Genomic DNA, 22851 nt, shown 5'->3' on the forward strand with positions numbered 1-22851 from the left:
ATATGGTATATTTGGCACTAAATTAAAGCAGCTATGGGAGATTTAAATCTGGTAACCCTTATAATTATTGGTATTAACGTCTTGGTTTCCTTTAAGGGATTTAATGATCAATCTTTTTTTCAGAAATATAAATTTAATATTGCAGCTATAAATAACGGGGCGCAGTATCAAATTTTCACTTCGGGGTTTTTACACGTTAATACCACGCATCTCTTTGTAAACATGCTTACGCTTTATTTTTTTGCAAATTCAGTCATTTATTTCTTAGGTAACACAGGGTTTGTATTAGTCTATTTGGCAAGTCTTGTTTTGGGGAATTTACTATCTTATTTTTTTCATAAAAAAGATAATCATTATACGGCTGTCGGAGCCAGCGGCGCGGTAATGGGGGTTTTGTATTCTGCAATCTTGTTAAGGCCAGATATGATGTTAGGCTTATTTTTCATCATTCCTATCCCGGCTTATCTTTTTGGAATCGGGTACTTGTTTTATACTATCTACGGTATGAAACGCCAGGTAGGAAATATAGGGCACGATGCGCACTTTGGTGGTGCCGTGGGGGGTTATTTGCTTACTCTTGTTTTAGCTTCCTGGGTTTTCGAACAACATTTATTAATGGTTATTCTGCTGGCGCTGCCCATTATATTCCTTTTCGTGCTTCAAAAGATGGGCAAAATTTAGTTTGGTATCTTTCTTGTTTAAATTGAATGAACTATTACTAATTAAATCTAAATTTATGAAGAAAATAATTCTTTTAATGGCTGTAATTACTGGCTTGGGAATGCAGGCGCAATCTGAAAACTCCAAGCCGGGGATTCACGTAACTGGTGAGGGTAAAGTAAATGTAACCCCAGATAAGGTAACCATAAAATCTCAAATTGAGCACGAAGGAAATAGTGCTACTTCGGTAAAGCAACAAAATGATGAGGTGGTTAATAAAGTGATAAAGTTTTTAAAGGCAGAAGGACTCGCTGAAAAAAATATAAATACAGATTATATCAACTTGAATAAACGATATAATTATAAGGATAAAACTTATACTTATGTGGCGAGCCAGGCAATTTCAATTACTTTAGAAGATATTGCCAAATATGAAATGATTATGAAAGGCCTCCTTGAAAACGGTCTAAATGGAATAAATGGGGTGACTTTTGAATCTTCAGAAATAGAAAAACATAAAGCTGAAGCCAGAAGAAAAGCAGTTTTAAATGCTAAATCACGCGCTGAAACCCTAGCGGCTCCTTTAAATCAAAAGGTAGGTAAAGCTTATATAATAAGTGAAGTAGGAAATAACTACCACCAACCGGTTTATAGAATGATGGAAATGAAAGCCAGTAGCGATAGCTCTGGGCAGCAACAGCAAACCATTGCCCCCGGGGAAATGGAAATAAGTGTAAAGGTTAATATTACTTTTCAATTATTGATGGAATAGGAGGGATGTTACTTAAGGTTTTAAGATTTGGTACCGCAATCGTTAAATATTAGATTAAGAGACAAGAGACAAGAGACAAGAGACAAGGTCTCGACTGCGCTTGACCTGATCTATAATTATTTGGACGTTATGGTTTTCTTAGATAACCAATTGGAAAAATGTTAATAAAAAAAGCGCCAATGGGCGCTTTTTTTGATTTAAGGATTTCATTTAGGTCTGATTCAAGATAGCCCAATTAGCAAGCATTCTTTTATCGAAAGTCTTAGAACCGATTTTATTTATCCTGTTTGCAATTTAAGATCTTCATCAAAAAATAGTTATTTGAGAATTATTACTTCTAAAAAGCAAGATTCTCAGTTAGAACTTAGTCTTTTCTCTTTTTTCTTGCAACATAGCGATCTTGTCTCTATAAATCCAGATAGGAATACGATTACTTATTATTCAGCAATTCTCCAATTTTATTGTCTAAGGCATCTCCTCTAAGATCACGAGCCACAATAGTACCCTCTTCATTTAAAATAAACGCGGCGGGAATTGCTTTAATACCATATAATTGGGCAACCGGGTCCTGCCAGAATTCCAGGTTAGAAACCTGGTGCCATGGTAACCCGTCATCTTCAATAGCTTGCAGCCATTTGTCTTTTTGCCCGGGACGATCTAAAGAAACACCAATAATACTTAATCCGTCATCCTTATATTTATTATATGTTTTAACCAAGTTTGGGTTTTCTACACGACAGGGTTTACACCAGGCAGCCCAAAAATCTATGACAGTAACTTTCCCCATAACATCTTTTAAGGCAAGTTCTTCTCCTTCAGGAGTAGGAGCGGTAAATTCTGGAGCTTTACTGCCCACGGCTACTTTTCCTCTTTCTTCCAATGCCTGACCTATTTGTTGCCCAAGACCGGTGTTTCTAATATCTTTAGACAAGTTATCAAACATTTCTTTAATATCTTTAATAGGATAAGATTTCATTCTAAGCATATCGCTTATAATCATCACAGAAACAAAAGAACCGGGATTTTCTTCAACAATTTTCTTTTTAAAGACTTTATCGTTATCCAGAATTTCTTTCTCTGTCTCTTTTAAAGTGGTAAATTTAGCACTGTCTTTAGATTGCTGGGCAGCGCGCATTTCGCCACGACCTTTCATCACTTTGGTGTTGATACCTTCAAGATGATCTAAATATTTAGCAAGCAATCGGTTTTCTTTTCCGCCGGTAACTTTAGAAGATCTAAGGCTGTCTTTGTGGATTTTGAATTTAATATTTTCATTTTCAGAAATAAAAATAACATTCCCCTGCGCACCTTCAAATTCTAAGAAACTTAGATTAGGATCTTCTACATTCTTTAAATCCAATTCAAAACTCTCGTCTTTAATTGTTGTAGAGTCTATGATCACCGGTCGGTTACTGGAATCATCAATTTCAGAAACATAAACTTTTTTCCCATTATCTAAACCGGGGGCATTACCAGAAATAAAATAACCTTTATCCTCCTGGCAGGACATAAATGCTGTAACTACAGCTAACATCACAACTATTTTACGCATAATATTTTTATATTTAATCGCAAAAATAAGCATCTATAACGGCTTTTCATTTCTTATTTTATAAAAAATTGTTAATTTAAACTAGCTGTATTTTTAAGCTGTGTGGAATATGTATTTTAGCGCACATTGATTTTTTATGAAAAAACAAATTGAAGATTTCCCATTTAATATAAAAATCAGCTTCCATAAGGTTGTAGAGCAATATAAACAGCAATTGGAAGAAGAGGATAATAAGGTTGCGCGCGAATATATACAAAGCATTCTTAAGCACATAAAGGCTTATCCCGCTATTACCAATGGAATAGAAGATTTTGAGAAGCTAAAAGAATATAAAGAACCTATTAGGATATTACTGGATGATCTTTTTCCCAGTGTTTTATCCAACAATGAGATAAAAGCAGCCTCTATCCCATTCCATAATTTCCTTTTTAACAGATCTTCCCGCTTAAAAAAAATAATGGAGGTTACTCCAAATAATTTTGAGTTAAAAATGCGAAACCTGAGTACAGATATGCACTATATTCAGGCTTGTATTAATATCTTGAATGATTATTATGGCTACGAAATTGATTTTTCCAGGCCGTTATTTTATGATATCCCAAATGAACAGGGAATCAATAGACATTATCGCGTTGCTATAAACGGTAATTTTGTGGAAATTTATCCAACAGATAAGGCTATAGAAATTACAGATGAAGATGTAGATGAATTGCTTCAGAACGTGGAGAATATCGATCTCTGGAAAAAGAAATTTCCCCCAAAGAGCTGGGTATTTAAGGGCTTTACCATTATAAACCTTACAGATGTAACCATAGACGATGCGATTTCTGAATTAAAGACTGCACTACTTTTTAAACAAAGTTCAGAAAACGAAGAATTGCAGAAGCTGGAAGAAATTTTCCGTTCTATTTATAGGATACCAGATCTAAGAGTTGGTTTCACCGTCTATAATTCACAAGATGGGGTATTTGAAAAAATGGAAAATGAAGATACTCATAGTTTTGTACTAAATGAAGATTTGGAGTGCAAATGTAGAAAAGCAATTTGTGAAGAAGGTTTTACCGCTCTTTTTGAAAATCATAGTTTTTTTAGTATTGCTAATGTAGATGAATATGCCAGGAAAACGCAAGATAATTTGCTGTCAAAAAAACTTAAAGAGAATGGTATCAACAGTTGTATTCTTGCCCCGGTAGTTAAGAATAATAATATGCTGGGCGTGCTTGAGCTTGTTGCTAAAAACAAAAACGAGTTAAATAGCATTAATAGCACTAAGTTAGATGAGATATTACCATATATCGCTACTGCGGTGGGTAGAAATCGCACCGATTTTGAAAATAGGGTAAAAGCGGTTATACAGAGTGAATGTACCTCTATACATCCTAGCGTTTTATGGGTTTTTGAAAAAGAAGCTAAAAAGTTTATTAAAGATTATGATCACGATGGCCTGGCTTCTTTTAAAGATATCGTTTTTAAAGATATTTACCCGCTTTATGGCCAAATTGATGTGGTGGCATCTTCAGATTCGAGAAATGAGGCTATAAAAAAAGATCTTTTAAATCAATTAAAAGATATTCAATCCATAATAGACAAAGCTTACGAAACAGAAGAGATTCCTATTTATGAACAGGTGAAATTTAGGATCATGGATTTCATGGACGACCTAAAGAACAGCTTGAATGCTTCTAGTGAACAAAAAGTTTTTAATTTGCTTCAGAAGGAAGTGAACCCCATTATGAACCACCTAAAAAAGCAGTCGTCAGAACTTAAAAAATTAGTAGAGGAATATCAGCATAAATTAAATCCTGAAACCGGCATTATTTATAATCATCGTAAAGATTATGATGAAACTGTGCAGCAAATAAATAGAACGATGTCCCGCTTCCTGGATCGTAGACAGGTGGAAGCACAAAAGATTTATCCACATTATTTTGAGCGGTATAAAACCGATGGGGTGGATCATAATATATATATTGGTGCAGAAATGGTGAAAGACAAGCCTTTTAACAAGGTGTACCTATATAATTTAAGGTTATGGCAATTAAGGACCATGTGCGAAATGGAAAATAGGTTTTATCAATTGCAACAAACCACACCTATGCAACTGGATGCTGCTTCCTTAATCCTGGTGTACAATTCTACGATGTCGATTCGGTACCGTATGGATGAGAAAAAATTTGATGTAGATGGGACATACAATGCTCGTTATGAAATCATTAAAAAGAGAATAGATAAGTCCTTTATAAAAGATACAGAAGAGCGCATTACCAAAAAAGGTACCATCGCGATAGTTTACAGTCAGCGGTCAGATGAGCGGGAGTATTTAAGATATATAAATTACCTGCAAACCAAGGACTATCTTGGTGAAGACATAGAGCTTTTAGAATTAGAGGACGTGCAGGGTGTAGTAGGCCTTAAAGCAATAAGGGTAAATGTACTTTACACGCCAGATAGCAACGAACCAGACCGAACCATTACTTATGAAAACCTTATGGATGAATTAGAATTACATTAGGTAAAAAGCCACTACAAAAGCAATAACCGAAATAATAATCCCTATCATAAAAACGGTATAGGTAACTCTTAGAATTTTATATTTCCTGTGTAAGACTTTCCCCAGTAGGTGTAAATCCAGCATTAAAGATTCATAAACATAATCTTTATCTTTAATAATTTCTTTCATTCCCCATTTAAAATCTTCGAAAGACATTTTATGGCTGTTCCCAAAAAATAAGAGGTTTACCTCCCTGTTTTTAATCTGCTCTTTGGTAAACTCACCACCGGTAACCTGGGGTCTTGTAGAAAGTATAGAGAGAATAATTGAAGCCACACTAAAAAGTACAAGGATTAAAGTAGGTATCAATAAATGTTTGTTGCTGGCGGCATCTAATTTTGGAATGATATTAGCCAGGGCCAGGGAGATGATTATCGCATTTACCGAAAGTAGTATATTGGCCTTAGTATCGGCAATATCACTTAGTTTAATGTGATTTCTTAGGGTAATTCTAAAGAGAGTTTGAATACTACGCTCTGGATTGTCATTTTTATATTGCGCTTTCATTCGCGCTTTAGCCTCCTCTTTTTTTAATTTTTTCTGCTGTTTATTTTGATCTTCAATTAATCCCAGCAGGTTCTGCTCTTTTACAGGTGCCCACTCAGCAATGGCCGGCTCGGTATAAAATTGATGTTTTTGAGTAATTACTCTTATATTCTCCTGGATCCACTCTGAAGAAGTGAAATTCTTAATATTATGCAGCTCTAATTCCTGTCGTAATAATTCACTGGTTTCTCTAAAATACTCTTTTCCAAAATGAGAACAATCGGCATCTTTTATTATTTCTTCGGAAAGATCCTGGGGTTTTCTATCAAATTTTGTAGCTTTTATATTCTTAGATACCTCTTCAATAAGCTCTGGAGTCGCATTGTTTTCTTCTAGAAATTCTGAAGCAATTTTTATGCTTTCTTCTTCGTGTCCTTTATATACTCTGGTGTACCCGGTATCGTGAAACCAGGCGGCAAGTATTAATGCCTCTTCTTGTTTAACATTAATTTGAGATTTGTCAATTAATTCTTTAGTACTTTTAACAACGCGTTGCGTATGCTTAAGATTATGGTATATATAGGTGTTAGGAAGTTTTTCTTTAAAAAGCTTTAATACAAATTCATCTGCTTTCTCAATGAGATTGTTCATATATATAATGGTTAATTTGTTGCGCCAAAGTACAAAAAATGTCCAATAACTTTTATGAAAAAAACTAACTTCTTTATATCACTAATAACCATCTTAGTGATTTCTGCCTGTGCTTCTACAGATCCAAAATATCGTGACGGGGAACCTACTTCAAACTTTAATTACCCGAAAAATAAAGAGATCGAGAAGACTTTTTATTTACTTGGTGATGGCGGATTCTCGCCTGTTGGTGGAAGTTCAAAAGGCTTAACCGCTTTTAAGGATTATTTGAAAACAGTAGAAGAAAGTGACAATTATACCATTTTTCTTGGCGACAATATTTATCCTGTGGGAATGCCAAAAAAGGAAGACCCAGATAGGAAAGCCGCTGAATATCGTTTAGATGCCCAATTGGACGCGCTGGATGGTCACGGTGGAAAGGTGATATTTATTCCCGGCAATCACGATTGGTATAGTAATAAGCTTGAGGGTTTAGAGCGGGAAGAAAAGTATTTAAAAGAACAGTATGGTGATAAACTTATTTGGAGTCCAAAGACCGGGTGCGGATTGGAAATTAAAGACATAGGCGATGAGATTACCTTAATTATGGTAGATTCTCAATGGTACCTGGAAGATTGGGATAAAAGCCCGACCATTAATGATAATTGTGCCGAGATTAAAACCCGGGAAGCTTTACTCCTGGAAATAGAGACCGAATTAAAGAAAAGTCAGAATAAAACCATCATTTTTGCATTGCACCATCCCCTTTTTACCAACGGTGTACATGGTGGGCAGTATAATTTAGATAAACATGTTTTCCCTTCACAAAGTGAAATCCCCATTCCAATCTTAGGTTCCCTGGCAACCTTAATTAGAACCACCGGTGGAGTTTCCATTCAGGATAAGCAAAATTTACGTTACAAATCTTTTGTAACTCGTCTGGAAACACTTGCCCAAAAATCGGAGCGCTTAATTTTTGTAAGTGGGCACGAACATAGCCTACAATTTATAGAAAACGGAAATATTAAACAGATAGTCTCAGGCTCAAGTTCAAAGGCGAGCTACGCAACCTTAAGTCATGATGGTCTTTTTGCCTATCCCGAGCAGGGTTTTGCGGTTTATGATGTTTTTAAAGACGGTTCTTCCTGGGTGAGTTTCTACGGAAATGAAGATGGAAAATCAAAACTATTATACCAAAAAGAAGTTTTTCCTGCGCCAAAGGAATATGACACCTCTCAACTTCCCAGGCAATTTAACGAGACTGTTACAACTTCAGTTTATCCCAAAGACGAGACCGAGAAAGGAGCTGTACATAGAACTGTATGGGGTGAGCGTTACCGGGAATTATACGGTACCAATATTCAATTAAAGGTGGCAGATTTAGATACACTTTATGGTGGATTGGAACCTATGCGGGCCGGGGGAGGACACCAAACCATATCTATACGTGTGCAGGATTCTATGGGCAGACAATATAATTTTAGACGTATAAAGAAGAAAGCAGTTCAGTTTTTACAAACTGTAGCTTTTAAAAATACACCTATAGAACAACAATTAGAAAATACTGTAGCCGAAGATGTGATTACCGATTTTTATACCGCGGCACATCCTTATGCTTTCCTAACTATTCCTACTTTAGCAGATGCTATAGGAGTGTATCATACAAATCCCGAGCTCTATTATTTACCCAAACAACCCAGGTTGGGAAAATATAATGAAGAGCACGGCGATGCCATCTATATGATAGAAGAGCGGCCCGAGGAGCATTGGCTTGGCGCAGAGTTTTTTGGGGCACCAAATCACGATATACAAAGTACAGCGGGTATGTTCGATAGGTTAAGAAGAGACGAAAAATACAACCTGGATGAGCCGGCTTATGTAAAAGCCAGGATTTTTGATATGTTAATAGGAGACTGGGACCGTCACCAGGATCAATGGCGTTGGGCAGAGATTGAGGATGAAGAAGGTAATCGTAGGTTTGAGCAGATTCCGCGCGATAGGGACCAGGTGTTTTCTAATTTTGACGGAGCTTTCTTTGGAACCTTAAGGGCGCTAACGGGATTTGCTTCTCAATTTGCCGTGTATGGGGAAGATATTAATGATATTGAATGGTTTAATATTTCGGCTACCGGTTTAGACCGTTCCTTATTGCAAAATGTAGGAAAAGAAACCTGGAAGGAACAAGCAGAATACGTTCAGGAAAACATTACCGATGAGATTATTGAAAAAGCTTTTGCAAAACTTCCGCAGGAAACTCAGGATGAAACGACAGAAGCTTTAATTGAGAACGTAAAAGCCAGGCGGGATAATATTGTGAAAATTGCCATGCGCTATTATGATTATATGGCCGATTTGGCGATTGTCACAGGTACCGATAAAGATGATTTTGTAGATGTTACCCGAATGAAAGACGGACAGACCCGGGTAAAAATTTCCAGGAATAAAAAGGGGAAACGAGCCGAGGTAGTAAGTGATAAGATTTATAAGAAAGACGAAACCAAAGAGATTTGGATCTATGCTTTAGACGATGATGATGAAATCACGGTAGAAGGAGAAGGCGACACCTATATTTTTACAAGGATTATTGGTGGCCAGAACAATGACATTTATAAAATAAGAAATGGAAAACGTTTAAAAATTTACGATCACAAGTCTAAACCAAATACGGTAAAAGAAGCCAAAAATGCAAAATTGAGGTTTACTGATGATTATGAGATCAATACTTATGATAAGGACAAGAAAAACTTTAGGACCGGGGCTATAATTCCGGCATTTGGCTATAACCCAGATGATGGTTTTAAAATTGGGCTGGAAACAGTAGCAACAATCAATTTCTTTAAGCGAAATCCATTTTCTGCGCAGCACACTTTTGGTGGCGGGTATTATTTTGCAACCCAGGGTTTCGATCTATATTATAAAGGAGAGTTTGCGCATATTCTTGGCGAATACAATCTTAAGGTAGGAGCTAATTATACCAGCCCAAATTTTGCAAGAAACTTTTTTGGCTTCGGAAATGAAACCCCAAACCTTGATGACGATCGCACTTTCGATTATAACAGGGTGAAAATAAGTCGGTTTGGTGTAACAGCAGGTTTTGAAAATAAAACTCCCTTCGGAAGTCTGTTTAGATATATGGCAAGTTTTGAAGGTTATGAGGTAGAGGCTACCGAAAATAGGTTTATTACGGAAGATTTTGAAACTGGAGATCCAGATTTCTTCGATAGAAAATATTTTGCAGGTCTTGATGCGCTTTATCGTTATGAAAGTTATGATGATGTGCTTAATCCAAGCAGGGGGATGAAGTTTGAACTAAACCTTGGTGGCCAGATGAATACTGCAGAAACCAGCCAAACTTACGCCTATTTTAAACCTTATCTCGGGTTTTACAATGCACTCACTACCAATAGAAAACTGGTATTAAAAACTAAAGTGGAGGCACATTTAAATATGGGAGACGACTATGAGTTTTATCAGGCAGCACAACTTGGCGGAAACACGGGCTTAAGAGGTTATCGTTTACAGCGGTTTACTGGAAAATCGGCTTTTGCCACCGGCGCCGACCTTAGATATGGCTTCGATCAATTTACTACTCGTTTTTTACCACTTCAAATTGGGGTCTTCGCCGGTTACGATTTAGGTAGGGTTTGGAATGATTTTGAAGACAGCAATAAGTGGCACGATAGCTACGGAATTGGTTTTTGGATAAATAGTGCCCAGGCAGTTAATGGAACTTTTAATTTGTTTAAAGGCAGCGAAGGTTATAGGTTCTCTTTTGGTTTCGGATTTGAATTTTGATAATTCGTTAATGTGTTAATGTGCTAATGTGCTAATGTGCTAATGTGGTGATTCGTTAATACGTGAATGGGATAAATCGTTAATTTGTAAAAGGGTTAATTCGTTAGCTCGTGGTTCAACAACAGACCAGAAACACCAAACTATAAACAAAACCAACAGTTACCAGGTATCGAAATGACGCATCGATTCAAACCGATAACCCACAACTGGCACCTCACCGCTTACAACCGGTAAACTAAAGCCTAATTGCTCCTCCCATTTTTTCAAGGGATGGCTTTTTTGCTATTTTCGGCAGGATAGACGGAGGGGTCTTATGTTGATGTGGTAATTCGTTAGTTGGTGATTTATTCAACACCAAACACCAACAATAAACAAATCCAACAGATACCAAATATCAAAATGGCGCATCGATTCAAGCCGATAACTGTCAACTAACACCTCACAGCTAACCACCGGTAAACTAAAGCCTAAATGCTCTTTCCATTTTTCAAGGAGAGGTAGCTTTTTCGCTATTTTCGGCCGGAAAGAAGGGGGGTATGTTTATGTGATAATTCGTTAGTTCGTGCTTCGACGATTCAAACCACAAACACCAAACTATAAACAAAACCAACAGTTTCAGTTACCAGATATTGAAATGACGCATCGAATCCAGCCGATAGCTGATAACCCAGAACAACAAACTCCAAAGACTAAACACCAACAATAAACAAATCCAACAGATACCAAATATCAAAATGGCGCATCGATTCAAACCGATAACTGATAACCCAGAACTGATAAACTGATAACCCACAACGGATATCAGACAACAGACTATTCTTTCTCCGTTTTGAGTGTATTGGAGAAATCTATTGTGCGAATTGGGAAAGGAATATTAATACCGTTTTTGTCGAAAGTCTTTTTAATTTCAATAATCGCAATATCTTTAGCGATTAAAATATCCCGATTTTTCTGTACATCGGTCCAAAAGCGGACTACAAAATTGATGGAACTTCCTCCAAATTCGGTAAACATAAATTCTACCTCTTCGTTCTCTTTTTGTTTAAAATGTGCACCAATCGTTTCTATGGTCATCTTCTTAACCTCTTCCAGGTTTGAAGAATAACCTACGCCACATTCTAACATAACCCGGGAACGGCTGGTGTGTGAGAAGTTTTTAAAAGGTTCTTCCAGTATTTTGGAGTTTGGGATTACTACATAATTATTATCAGATTGCTTAATAACTATATTCCTTAAATTAATTTCATAGACTGCACCCGCATAGGAGTTTGATTCTATCCAATCTCCAATTTGAATTTCCGGAAGAAAGCTCAAAAGGATTCCAGAAAAGGTGTTGTTGAGCGTTCCTTGTACGGCAAAGCCAATGGCTAATCCTAAAACGCCTGCTCCTGCAAGCACAGAGGTAAGGACTTTATTAAGATCTAAAATCCCCAGGGCAATAAAAAAACCGATAAGGATCACAATTGCTTTGATCACCTTAACGGTTATCTGTCTAATAGAAGCTTGTTTTACTGAACGCTTTAAAAGTTTATTCGCTAACTTACCGGTATATTTTGCGATAAAGTAGAATAAAATAAAGACGATTACCGCCAGCAAAAAATTTGGCAGATTTAAAATTATGGAATCTAACCAACTAATTAATTTTGTGGTAATACCTTCAAGCGATTCTTTTAAATTAAAACTCTCTTCCAATAGTTCTTAGATTTTAAATTGATTTATGTGTATCTGTGGTTTTCATTTTCCAGGCATCTAGCATCCAGCTGGTTTTCTCCAGTTCTCTAATGTAAGCACCAATTAAATCTATAGTTCCTTCGTCATTAGCTTTATCTGCCACTTCAACTACACTGCGCATTTGCTTCAGTAAAAGTCCGTGGTCTTTTAATAAAGTCTCAATCATTTCATAATCACTAAGATCAGATTTTGACTCTTCGAGACTGGAAGCTTTTAAATATTCACTCAAATTACTGGTGGGCTCATATCTAAGGGTAAGAATCCGTTCAGCAATCTCATCTACCTTTACCTTAGCGTCGTTGTATAATTCTTCAAATTTTTCGTGTAAGTCGAAGAAATTCTTACCAATCACATTCCAGTGGAAATTTCTAAGTTTTTGGTAATAAAGATGATAATCTGCCAATAGCACATTTAGCTCATCTACTGTTTTACCCGTTTTTTCTTTATCAAGTCCTAAATAACTCATAGTTTAAATTTATAGTTTTTAAAATTTTCATTCAAAAATACAATAGTTTGTGTTTAAAACCAATATTTCAAAATGCTTTAATAGAAATTTAACGGAGATTTAGTTTATGGGTCGGTTTTCCTTAAGATCTAGTTTTTTAATCATTTTTTTTGAAACCTGTCCGCTAGAAATACCATAACCGTCAACCAAAACACCTTTTTGTCCTTTGCTGGTAGTTATGGCATATATTATAGCGTTATCATCTGGATTACTCATACCTTCAAAACGCAAAACTTTATCGACGTCGAAATCTTCCACGCCAAAAGTTTTATTTTCAGATTTAAGTTCTATTTCCTCATCAAGAAGGTTGAAATCATTTTCATAACCCTCTTCAAGTTTTAATTTATTAAGTGCCTGGGAGAGTGTTCCGTAATCTTTCATCTTAAATTTATTTGATTGATTAATGATTTCAAATTACAGTTACCTGTACTCAAATACAAATATCGAATCTTGTTTAGGATAAATTTAACGCCGAAGTGCTGTCATATCATAGTTTTCAGACATTTTAAAATCTTCACGAAGAAGAGTTAAGAGAAGAATTTCAAATATAAAAGATTGAGATCATTAAATAGCTACAATTTAGTCTTTTCTATTTTTTCTTATAAAAAAGGATATTGCTTCTTTTTCAGATAATAGTAGTGCTTTATGAATTGTCTTCATCATCTTTTTTCTTTCCGAAGTTGAAGCTGGTGAGCGGAAAGACTAATAGCAGGAAGAAATACCATCCCGTGACCAAACCTATAATAGTAATGATAGCGGCCAGAATGTACAACCAATAAGAATTGCTGAATTTCATTACTGAAGTTTAATTGTTTTGTACAAAGGTAAAATAAGATTTTTTCCTTCAGCAGAATACCGAAATCAGTATATCAGATATGAATCTAAAACCTGGAATGCTTTCAGGAAATAGTTTATAATAAATTTGCAAGTTTACAACCTCGACCCAGGGAAGCGAGGTATATTATCAAAAAAAACTTTTATTTCGAGGTGAACCCCGGTGATTTAATCCCTTTGCTAGCGTCCGCAATTAAAATTAATATTTAGACTGTTTATACTATTTGATAACCGCTGTTTCTAATTTTTTAAATTTTAATCAGCTATTTATTCATTAACCTCTTAAGTAATTATTGAATATTTATCTCAAGGTTTTAAGCTTCTATAAAAATTTTATGAATCTGAAATTTTTCAATTCGTAAAAATATTGGATATTTGCTACGTTTTAATTATAGGTAATTTAGATTAAATCATTTTGTTTAAAGAATTCTAAATTGTGCGGTATAAAATTTCGAAGAATCTATCCTTGTAAGCAACTAGCGTATTATGAAAAATAAAATCACCTTAAAAGAGCTTGCGAAACTATTAAATGTTTCGGTATCTACCGTGTCCAAAGCACTTCATGATAGTTCAGAGATAAGTCCCAAAACTGCCGAACGCGTAAAAGAACTCGCCAAGCTGCATAATTATAGGCCTAACCCCATTGCGGTAAATTTAAAGAGTAGTAAGAGTGGTACTATTGGGGTGATAATCCCAAATATTGCCAATTCTTTTTTTGCGAGTGTGCTTTGGGGGATAGAGGCAAAGGCTCAAAAAGCGGGATTACAGGTGATTACTTATATCTCTGATGAAAGCCTGGAGCGCGAGCAACAAATTACCGATATGTTAACTTCCGGTTTTGTAGATGGTGTGCTCATTGCAGTTTCTGAAGAGACGAATCACAAAAAACAATACGATCATCTTTTTGGCCTAATAGATTACAATATCCCGGTGGTTTTATATGACAGGGTGAGCTTCGATTTTCCGGCCGATAAGATAGGTATAGACGATGAGCAAACCTTTGAAGATGCTACCAATTTACTGCAGGCAAAAGGATTAAAAAAGATTGGTGTTGCTATTTCCATTCATCATCTTGGGGTAGGTAAATTAAGAATTAAGGGCTATAGAAATGCACTAGCCAGTATGGACGATTTTTATATTGCCAATTCTTCCAAGCCAGAGACTTTAAAAACCAAAATTAAAAAATTGCTTTTAGAAGATAAGGTTGAAGCCATACTTTGTGCCGATTTTGAGAGTACCATGCTCGTGTACAGACTCGCCTATGAAAACGGAATTAGAATCCCTGAAGATATTAAAGTAATAGGGTTTATTCAGGGTGGGGTAGCTAAGCTATTAACTCCTTCTATAAGCTACGTGGAGCAATTCCCTGAACAAATTGGCGAAGAAGCAGTAGATCTATTGGTAGATAGAATAGAAAAGAAACTTACCGACGAAAAGCCGATAAATAAAACGGTTTTTACTAAATTAATGCATTTAGAATCTACGGTGTTTTAGAAAGCTTATAATACGTTTTATTATTCATGTCTATAGTTTTTTCAAGCTATTACTGCTGGAATGAGCTGTCATTCCGACGTAGGAGGAATCTATTCTCTTTTCATTATTACACAAGGCTAAAGACGAAGGATTCTGATGACAAACTAAGATTATCAACGCAATGCTAAACTTGAGCCTTATTCATTTAAACTTAAGCTGATCTAATTTTCCTATTTAGATAGATCAATTATCTTTGATTCTATTAATTGTAAAAAAAATGGAAGATAAAATTACTAAAAAAAAGGTCTTAATCACCGGAGGCGCCGGGTTCATTGGCTCTCATGTTGTTAGATTATTCGTGACGAAATATCCAAACTATCAAATTTATAACCTGGATGCATTAACTTATGCCGGGAATCTTGAAAACCTTAAGGATATTGAGAATCATAATAATTATCATTTTATAAAAGCAGATATAAATGAAGAAGATGAACTTCATAGGCTTTTTTCAAAATACCAATTTGACAGTGTAATTCATCTTGCGGCCGAGTCACACGTAGATCGCTCTATAGAAGATCCTAAGATTTTTATTAAAACCAACGTTTCCGGTACCATAAATTTAATGGACGCAGCCTTAAGTACCTGGAAAAGTGATTTTAATAATAAGCTCTTTTACCATATTAGTACAGATGAAGTTTATGGTAGTTTAGGTGAAGAAGGTTTCTTTACCGAAACGACTTCTTACGCCCCAAATTCTCCTTATTCGGCTTCAAAAGCGGCATCAGATCATTTTGTGCGGGCTTATGGCGAAACTTATAATTTGCCTTACGTTATTTCCAATTGCTCCAATAATTATGGCTTCAATCAATTTCCGGAGAAATTAATTCCACTTTTTATCAATAATATTATTGAAAATAAAAGCTTGCCGGTCTATGGCGACGGGAAATACACTCGCGATTGGCTGTATGTCCTGGATCACGCCAGGGCAATCGATAAGGTTTTTCACGAAGGCAGGAAAACTGAGACTTATAATATTGGAGGCTTTAATGAATGGCAAAATATAGCGCTTATTCAGCTGCTTTGTAAGCTTATGGATAAGAAGTTAGATAGGGCAGAAGGGACTTCAGAAAAATTAATCAGTTTTGTAAAAGACCGGCCCGGGCACGATAAGCGATACGCCATTGATGCCTCTAAAATAAAAAGAGAGTTAGGTTGGGAACCCTCGGTTAATTTTGAAGAAGGCCTGGAAAAAACAATCACCTGGTATTTGGAAAACGCAGATTGGATTAAAGGAGTGACTTCGGGAGATTACCGGGAGTATTATAAAAAGCAGTATAATGTAGATGACGCGGATTAAAACAGATTAAACGGATTAATACGAATTGAACGAATGGGGAAAGATGTTGAAATATTGTTTAAAGATGAGAGCTACAAGATTATTGGTGCTTGTATGAGAGTTCATCGCATTTTAGGCCCAGGATTTCTGGAAGCTGTATATCAGGAAGCTCTATCTAAAGAATTTAATAAAGAGAATATCCCTTTTCAAGAGCAAGTTAAACTTAATGTTTTTTATGGAGAAGAAAAATTGAAGTATTATAAGGCAGACTATATTTGCTACGATTCTATTGTGATTGAAATAAAAGCTTTAAATTTTATGCATTCTAATTTGTCTTATCAGCTTAAAAATTATCTTACGGCGACTAAAAAAGAACTAGGCATGCTCGTTAATTTTGGCGAACCTTCATTAAGCTATAAACGAATAATTAACCCAAGTAATTCGAATAATTCGTAAAATTAGTATCGCATGAAAGGAATTATCCTCGCCGGTGGCACCGGCTCTAGACTATACCCGCTTACGCATAGTGTTTCAAAACAGTTACTGGCGGTATATGATAAACCTATGATCTATTATCCGCTATCGGTCTTAATGCTTGCCGGGATTAGAGATATTTTGATTATTTCTACGCCTAAAGATTTACCTAATTTTAAAAAATTGTTTGGGGATGGAAGTTCTTTGGGAATAAAACTGTCCTATGCAGCGCAACCAGAACCTAATGGTTTGGCAGAAGCTTTTATTATAGGAGAAGATTTTATGAATGATGATGATGTATGCCTGGTGTTGGGTGATAATATTTTTTACGGGCAGGGATTTAGTGACCTTTTAAAAAATGCGGTAGATAATCTTAGCAATGAAAACCTTGCTACTGTTTTTGGATATTATGTAAAAGAGCCTGAGCGCTATGGCGTGGTTGAATTTGATGTAGAAGGAAAAGCATTGCGTATTGAAGAAAAGCCAGAGCAGCCAAAAAGTAACTTTGCCGTTACCGGACTATACTTTTACCCGAACTCAGTAATAGAAATAGCAAAATCCTGCACCCCCAGTGCCCGTGGTGAATTGGAGATTACCAGTATTAATCAGGAGTATTTACATAGAGAGCAACTTAAAGTAGAATTAATGGGGAGGGGCTACGCCTGGTTAGATACCGGTACCCCCGAGGCGATGTTAGAAGCTTCTAACTTTGTACATACTATAGAGAAGCGGCAAGGGTTAAAAATTGCCTGCCCCGAAGAAATTGCCTTTCGTAAAAAGTACATCTCTGAAGAACAATTGAAAAAATTAGCGATGCCATTAAGAAAAAGTGATTACGGTAATTATTTGCTCCAACTTTTAAAATAATTAGGAAATTGTTTATATAATTTTTTCCTTTAATATCGCATCATCGCATCATCGCATCATCGCATCATCGCATCATCGCATCATCGCATCATCGCATCATCGCATCATCGCATCATCGCATCATCGCATCATCGCATCATCGCATCATCGCATCATCGCATCATCACATCATCACATCATCGCATCATCGCATCATCGCATCATCGCATCATCACATCATCACATCATCACATCATCTTTAAGACTTCTTTAGTAATGGACTCAAAAAGAAATTATATCTTTGCCGCTTAATAATTATTACTCTTGAATGACTGACTTTCAATCAAAACTACAAAACAAAAAAGTCCTGGTTACGGGAGGCGCTGGGTTCATCGGTTCCAATCTTTGTGAAACCTTAATCGATCTCAATGCACAAGTTGTTTGTTTGGACAACTTTGCTACCGGCCACAAACATAACCTTGATAAAATTATTGAAAACAAAAACTTTCAACTTATTGAAGGCGATATTAGGGATTTAGAAACCTGTCATAAGGCTTGTAATGGAGTGGATTATGTCTTGCACGAAGCAGCGCTGGGTTCTGTACCCAGGTCGCTTGCCGATCCTATTACCAGTAATGAAGTGAATATTTCTGGATTTCTGAATATGCTGGTCGCAGCTCGAGATGCTGAGGTGAAAAGGTTCGTTTACGCAGCAAGCTCTTCAACTTATGGGGATTCAGAAAAATTACCGAAAGTTGAAGATGAGATAGGAAAACCACTCTCACCTTATGCTATTACGAAATATGTAAATGAATTATATGCCGATATCTTTCAGGATGCTTATCAACTGGATACTATAGGACTAAGGTATTTTAATGTTTTTGGAAGAAAACAGGATCCTAACGGAGCCTATGCGGCGGTAATTCCAAAGTTTGTAATGCAGTTTATGGAACACGAGAGTCCGGTAATTAATGGGGACGGTACCTATTCCCGGGATTTTACGTATATAGACAATGTGGTTCAAATGAATTTACGTGCTTTGACTTCAGAAAATAAGGAAGCAGTAAATGAAATTTATAACACGGCTGTTGGGGATAGGACCAATTTGGTGGAGCTTACTCAATTACTGAAAAAACATCTTTCTAAATTTGATTCCAAAATAGCTGAGGTTGAAGTAAAACATGGGCCAAACCGGGCTGGTGATATTCCACATTCTCTAGCCTCGGTAGATAAAGCTAAAGATTTACTGGGTTATGACCCCTCGCATAAAATAGATGCGGGCTTAAAGGAAGCAGTTGAATGGTATTGGGAAAACCTTAAATAGTATTATGTTAGAGAATTTTCAAATCCAGGAATGGGATTCTGATTTCTTTGGTTTTAAAGTGGTAAAAGTTTTAGATGATTTTTTAGCTGAAGAAACTGAACTTAAATTGGAGTCTTTACACAAAAAGGAAGCAGCGCTTATTTACTATACTTCTAAAGAATCGAAATTTGCTGAGTTTGATAATTCTTTTTATGATGTAAAATTGGTTTCTACCCGGGTGCCTATCATTAAAAAAATGACCAATTTAACCGAAATTCATCCTAATATTTCCTTGTACGATAAACTTCCGCCTGATGAGAAATTAATTTCTTTAGCTCGTTCAGCTGGTAAACATGGTCGTTTTGGTACGGATTCACGTATCCCTAAAGAAGCCTTTAATGAGATATTTCATCATTGGATTATTAATTCAATAAAAAAGGTATTAGCGGAAGAGGTGCTCGTGTATAAAGAAGAGGGAGTTATAGTTGGTTTTGCCACATTAAAAACTAAGGGTAATAAAGGTTATGCTCCTTTATTAGCTGTCGATAGAGAATATGAAGGAAAAGGAGTGTCTTTTGCTTTGATGCGAGCTATCGAAACTCGTCTTGTACAGTATGGTTGTGATTATGTGATGAGTGGTACCCAGAACATAAATAAAAAAGCGATAGCAATATTCAAACGTTTCGGCACGGAAATTCAGCCGCCCGAATATATTTATCATCTCTGGAAAAAGAATTAAATTTAAAAAAATGGAAAAAAAAATAGCAACTATTGGTCTCGGTTATGTGGGGCTTCCTTTGGCAAGACTCTTTGCTACAAGGTATCCGGTAGTAGGTTTCGATATAAATCGCTCGCGTGTACAGGAATTAATGACAGGTCATGATTCTACTATGGAGGTGGAAGATGAGGTTTTGCAATCTGCCCTGGTAAAAAAAGACGAATTAAAAAATGGCAATGGCCTTTATTGTTCGGCCGATCTTGAAGATATTGCAGACTGTAATTATTACATTATTACGGTTCCCACGCCTATAGATAAAAACAACCGTCCAGATCTTACCCCCCTTTATAAAAGTAGCGAGACCGTGGCAAAGGTTCTTAAAAAAGGAGATATCGTTATTTATGAATCTACCGTTTATCCCGGGGTAACCGAAGATGAATGCGTGCCGGTATTGGAAAAACACAGCGGACTTAAATTTAACGAAGATTTCTTTGTGGGCTATTCTCCAGAAAGGATTAATCCGGGAGATAAAGAACATACCGTTGATAAGATTTTAAAAGTTACCGCTGGTTCCACTCCTGAAATTGGTAAAAAAGTAAATGAGCTTTATGCTGAAGTCATCACAGCCGGAACTCATTTGGCGCCCACTATTAAAGTGGCTGAGGCCGCTAAGGTGATAGAAAATTCACAACGGGATATTAATATTGCTTTTGTAAACGAGCTGGCCAAGATTTTTAATATGATGAAAATCGACACCCAGGCAGTATTGGAAGCAGCCGGAACAAAATGGAATTTTTTACCATTTAAACCGGGGCTTGTTGGTGGTCATTGTATTGGTGTAGATCCTTATTATTTAGCACAAAAAGCACAGGAAATTGGTTACCATCCAGAAATTATTCTAGCTGGAAGAAGAATGAACGATTCTATGGGGCAATATGTTGCCTCAGAAGTTGTGAAATTGATGCTGCAAAATGACCAAAAAGTAAAAGGCGCGAATATTTTGATTATGGGAATCACTTTTAAAGAAAATTGTCCCGATGTGCGCAATACTAAGGTAGTAGATGTCATTAAAAACTTAAAAGAATATGGCGTAAATCTAACAATTTACGATCCATTGGCGAATCCGGAAGAGGTGAAGCACGAATATGGCTTAGAAACAACCAGGGCCCTTCCGGAGACTAAGTTTGATGCAATTGTACTTTCGGTGGCGCATAAAGAATTTTTGGAAACAGATTTTGAAGCCCTTAAAAATGAAAATGCTGTGGTGTATGATGTGAAAGGAGTGCTTGGAGATAGGTGTGATAAGAAACTTTAAAAGCCCCCTAACCCCCGAAGGGGGAACTTGTGATGTTTGAATTAAAGTTGTGATGTTGTGAAAAAGTGATGGAGTGGAGTGACGCTGAAAAGGAGTGATGCTGTGACCATGTGATGAAGTAAAAATCAAAATATTATTAAATCGTCATGCTGAACTTGTTTCAGCATCTAACATAAATGGGACTTAATGTCGATCTTAGACCCTGAAAGCCGTTCAGGATGACGTCTAAAACATGAAATATGGTTGATTATAGATACCTAATAAAATAATATATTTCAGAAGATTTGCTGAAAACACTTCGGAATAAGGTAGAATCTTGTCTCAGATTAATAAATGGCTATATCAAATATTTAAGAAATAGGAGTAAGGAATAAATGTAGGTTGATTGTAATTAGTTTGGGAGACGGATTCCAATTAACTATTTAACCAATTAACCAATTAACCAATTAACAAACAATGAAGATTAAGAATATATGCTGCATCGGTGCCGGTTACGTAGGTGGACCCACCATGGCGGTTATCGCCCAAAAATGTCCCGAGATTAATGTAACCGTTGTCGATATTAATGCAGACCGAATAGCAGCCTGGAATGACGAGGATGTGGAAAATATTCCAATCTACGAACCTGGCTTATCTGAAGTTGTTAAAGAAGCACGGGGTAGGAATTTATTTTTCTCTACCAACGTAGATTCCGCTATAGATAAAGCCGATATGATTTTTATTTCGGTAAATACCCCTACCAAAACTTACGGAATTGGAAAAGGGATGGCTGCCGACTTAAAATTTATAGAGCTTTGTGCCCGTCAAATCGCGAGGGTTTCGAAAAACGATAAAATTGTGGTAGAGAAATCTACTTTACCGGTGCGTACGGCAGAAGCTTTAAAAAACATTTTGGATAATACCGGAAATGGGGTGAATTATCAAATTCTCTCCAATCCTGAATTTCTTGCCGAAGGAACAGCCGTAGATGATTTAATGAATCCCGACAGGGTCTTGATTGGTGGGGATATAGAAAATCCCGAAGGAAAGGAAGCGGTAGAAGCTTTAGTGGATATATATGCACATTGGATTCCCAGGGAACGTTTACTGACCACCAATGTTTGGTCTTCAGAATTATCTAAGCTTACCGCCAACGCTTTCCTGGCGCAACGGGTTTCCAGTATTAATGCGATGAGTGAACTTTGCGAAAAGTCTGGTGCTGACGTGAAAGAAGTTTCTAAAGCAATAGGCATGGATTCTAGGATAGGACCTAAATTTTTACAAGCTTCGGTTGGATTTGGAGGCTCATGTTTTCAAAAAGATATCTTGAATTTAGTATATATTTCAAAATCATTGGGATTAAACGAAGTAGCCGATTATTGGGAGCAGGTAATTATAATGAACGATTATCAGAAAAAACGTTTCGCCTATAAAATTGTGCAAACCCTTTTCAATACTGTTTCCGGAAAGAAAATTGCAGTACTTGGTTGGGCGTTTAAAAAAGATACTAACGATACCCGGGAATCTGCTGCGATTTATGTGGCAGACTATTTATTAAATGAACAGGCCGAAATCGTAGTGTACGATCCCAAAGTAAAGACCGAACAAATTTATGCCGACCTGGATTATTTAAATACCCGTTCTTCCGAAGAAAATAGGGCACAGGTAAGCGTGGTAGATACGCCTTATGAGGCAACTAAAGAAGCGCATGCCATAGCTGTTTTAACCGAATGGGATGAATTTAAAGAGCTGGATTGGGAAAAAATCTATAACGAAATGCTTAAACCTGCATTTCTGTTTGATGGCCGTAGGTTATTGGAAAGGGCTACTAAAGAAAAAATGGGATTTGAGTTTTACGCAATTGGGAGTTAAACCACAATAAATTAAGATA

At 36.4% G+C, this 22851-nt stretch carries 18 protein-coding genes; 12 read left to right on the forward strand and 6 right to left on the reverse strand.

Features of this window, described 5'->3' with window-relative positions:
• The first annotated feature begins 33 nt into the window (after positions 1-33).
• On the forward strand, positions 34-681 hold the full coding sequence (locus tag BUA71_RS06815) for a rhomboid family intramembrane serine protease (RefSeq protein WP_072878028.1): 648 nt from the start codon (positions 34-36) through the stop codon (positions 679-681).
• A 55-nt stretch (positions 682-736) separates the two neighbouring features.
• A complete protein-coding gene (locus tag BUA71_RS06820; RefSeq protein WP_072878030.1) occupies positions 737-1432 on the forward strand; it encodes an SIMPL domain-containing protein in 696 nt (231 codons plus the stop codon).
• A gap of 430 nt (positions 1433-1862) precedes the next feature.
• Here the strand turns inward: BUA71_RS06820 and BUA71_RS06825 are convergent, their stop codons facing one another.
• Positions 1863-2984, reverse strand: a complete 1122-nt coding sequence (locus BUA71_RS06825; RefSeq protein WP_072878404.1) for a TlpA disulfide reductase family protein — start codon at positions 2982-2984, stop codon at positions 1863-1865.
• 136 nt (positions 2985-3120) lie between these two features.
• On the opposite strand from BUA71_RS06825, the gene BUA71_RS06830 reads away from it, so the two are divergent.
• Positions 3121-5496: a GAF domain-containing protein gene (locus BUA71_RS06830; RefSeq protein WP_072878032.1), complete on the forward strand. Its 2376-nt coding sequence runs from the start codon at positions 3121-3123 to the stop codon at positions 5494-5496.
• Here BUA71_RS06830 and BUA71_RS06835 read toward each other — a convergent pair.
• Positions 5488-6672, reverse strand: a complete 1185-nt coding sequence (locus tag BUA71_RS06835) for a Pycsar system effector family protein (protein ID WP_072878039.1) — start codon at positions 6670-6672, stop codon at positions 5488-5490. The genes BUA71_RS06830 and BUA71_RS06835 overlap by 9 nt on opposite strands.
• 54 nt (positions 6673-6726) lie before the next feature.
• Here BUA71_RS06835 and BUA71_RS06840 point away from each other — a divergent pair, with 54 nt between their 5' ends.
• Entirely contained in the window at positions 6727-10446 is a 3720-nt protein-coding gene (locus BUA71_RS06840) for a metallophosphoesterase (protein ID WP_072878051.1), read from the forward strand.
• Positions 10447-11259: 813 nt separating this feature from the next.
• Here BUA71_RS06840 and BUA71_RS06845 read toward each other — a convergent pair.
• The 4 genes from BUA71_RS06845 to BUA71_RS17605 form a co-directional block, all read right to left on the reverse strand.
• Entirely contained in the window at positions 11260-12138 is an 879-nt protein-coding gene (locus BUA71_RS06845; protein ID WP_072878053.1) for a mechanosensitive ion channel family protein, read from the reverse strand.
• Between the two features lie 13 nt (positions 12139-12151).
• Positions 12152-12643: a Dps family protein gene (locus BUA71_RS06850; RefSeq protein ID WP_072878055.1), complete on the reverse strand. Its 492-nt coding sequence runs from the start codon at positions 12641-12643 to the stop codon at positions 12152-12154.
• A 99-nt stretch (positions 12644-12742) separates the two neighbouring features.
• The gene (locus tag BUA71_RS06855; protein WP_072878057.1) at positions 12743-13063 is read right to left on the reverse strand and encodes a phosphoribosylpyrophosphate synthetase; all 321 of its coding nucleotides are present in this window, start codon (positions 13061-13063) and stop codon (positions 12743-12745) included.
• 262 nt (positions 13064-13325) lie between these two features.
• Complete coding sequence (locus BUA71_RS17605) at positions 13326-13478, reverse strand: hypothetical protein (RefSeq protein ID WP_175545940.1); 153 nt, start codon at positions 13476-13478, stop codon at positions 13326-13328.
• A gap of 524 nt (positions 13479-14002) precedes the next feature.
• Between BUA71_RS17605 and BUA71_RS06860 the strand changes: the two genes are divergently transcribed.
• The 8 genes from BUA71_RS06860 (at position 14003) to BUA71_RS06895 (ending at position 22832) form a co-directional block, all read left to right on the forward strand.
• Positions 14003-15010: a LacI family DNA-binding transcriptional regulator gene (locus tag BUA71_RS06860; protein ID WP_072878059.1), complete on the forward strand. Its 1008-nt coding sequence runs from the start codon at positions 14003-14005 to the stop codon at positions 15008-15010.
• 256 nt (positions 15011-15266) lie between these two features.
• Positions 15267-16346 carry a dTDP-glucose 4,6-dehydratase gene (gene rfbB, locus BUA71_RS06865; protein WP_072878061.1) on the forward strand — a complete coding sequence of 360 codons (1080 nt, stop codon included), beginning with the start codon at positions 15267-15269 and terminating at the stop codon, positions 16344-16346.
• Between the two features lie 33 nt (positions 16347-16379).
• Positions 16380-16781 (forward strand): GxxExxY protein, encoded by a 402-nt coding sequence (locus tag BUA71_RS06870; protein WP_072878063.1) that lies wholly within the window; start codon positions 16380-16382, stop codon positions 16779-16781.
• A 12-nt stretch (positions 16782-16793) separates the two neighbouring features.
• Complete coding sequence (rfbA, locus tag BUA71_RS06875; protein WP_072878065.1) at positions 16794-17666, forward strand: glucose-1-phosphate thymidylyltransferase RfbA; 873 nt, start codon at positions 16794-16796, stop codon at positions 17664-17666.
• A gap of 307 nt (positions 17667-17973) precedes the next feature.
• A complete protein-coding gene (locus BUA71_RS06880) occupies positions 17974-18969 on the forward strand; it encodes an SDR family oxidoreductase (protein WP_072878067.1) in 996 nt (331 codons plus the stop codon).
• 4 nt (positions 18970-18973) lie between these two features.
• Positions 18974-19687 (forward strand): GNAT family N-acetyltransferase, encoded by a 714-nt coding sequence (locus BUA71_RS06885; RefSeq protein ID WP_139277071.1) that lies wholly within the window; start codon positions 18974-18976, stop codon positions 19685-19687.
• A 10-nt stretch (positions 19688-19697) separates the two neighbouring features.
• On the forward strand, positions 19698-20981 hold the full coding sequence (locus tag BUA71_RS06890) for a nucleotide sugar dehydrogenase (protein ID WP_072878071.1): 1284 nt from the start codon (positions 19698-19700) through the stop codon (positions 20979-20981).
• A gap of 456 nt (positions 20982-21437) precedes the next feature.
• A complete protein-coding gene (locus BUA71_RS06895; protein WP_072878073.1) occupies positions 21438-22832 on the forward strand; it encodes a UDP-glucose 6-dehydrogenase in 1395 nt (464 codons plus the stop codon).
• Positions 22833-22851: the final 19 nt, after the last annotated feature.

The organism is Salegentibacter echinorum (assembly GCF_900129445.1).
In the GTDB taxonomy this organism is placed as follows: Bacteria; Bacteroidota; Bacteroidia; order Flavobacteriales; family Flavobacteriaceae; genus Salegentibacter; species Salegentibacter echinorum.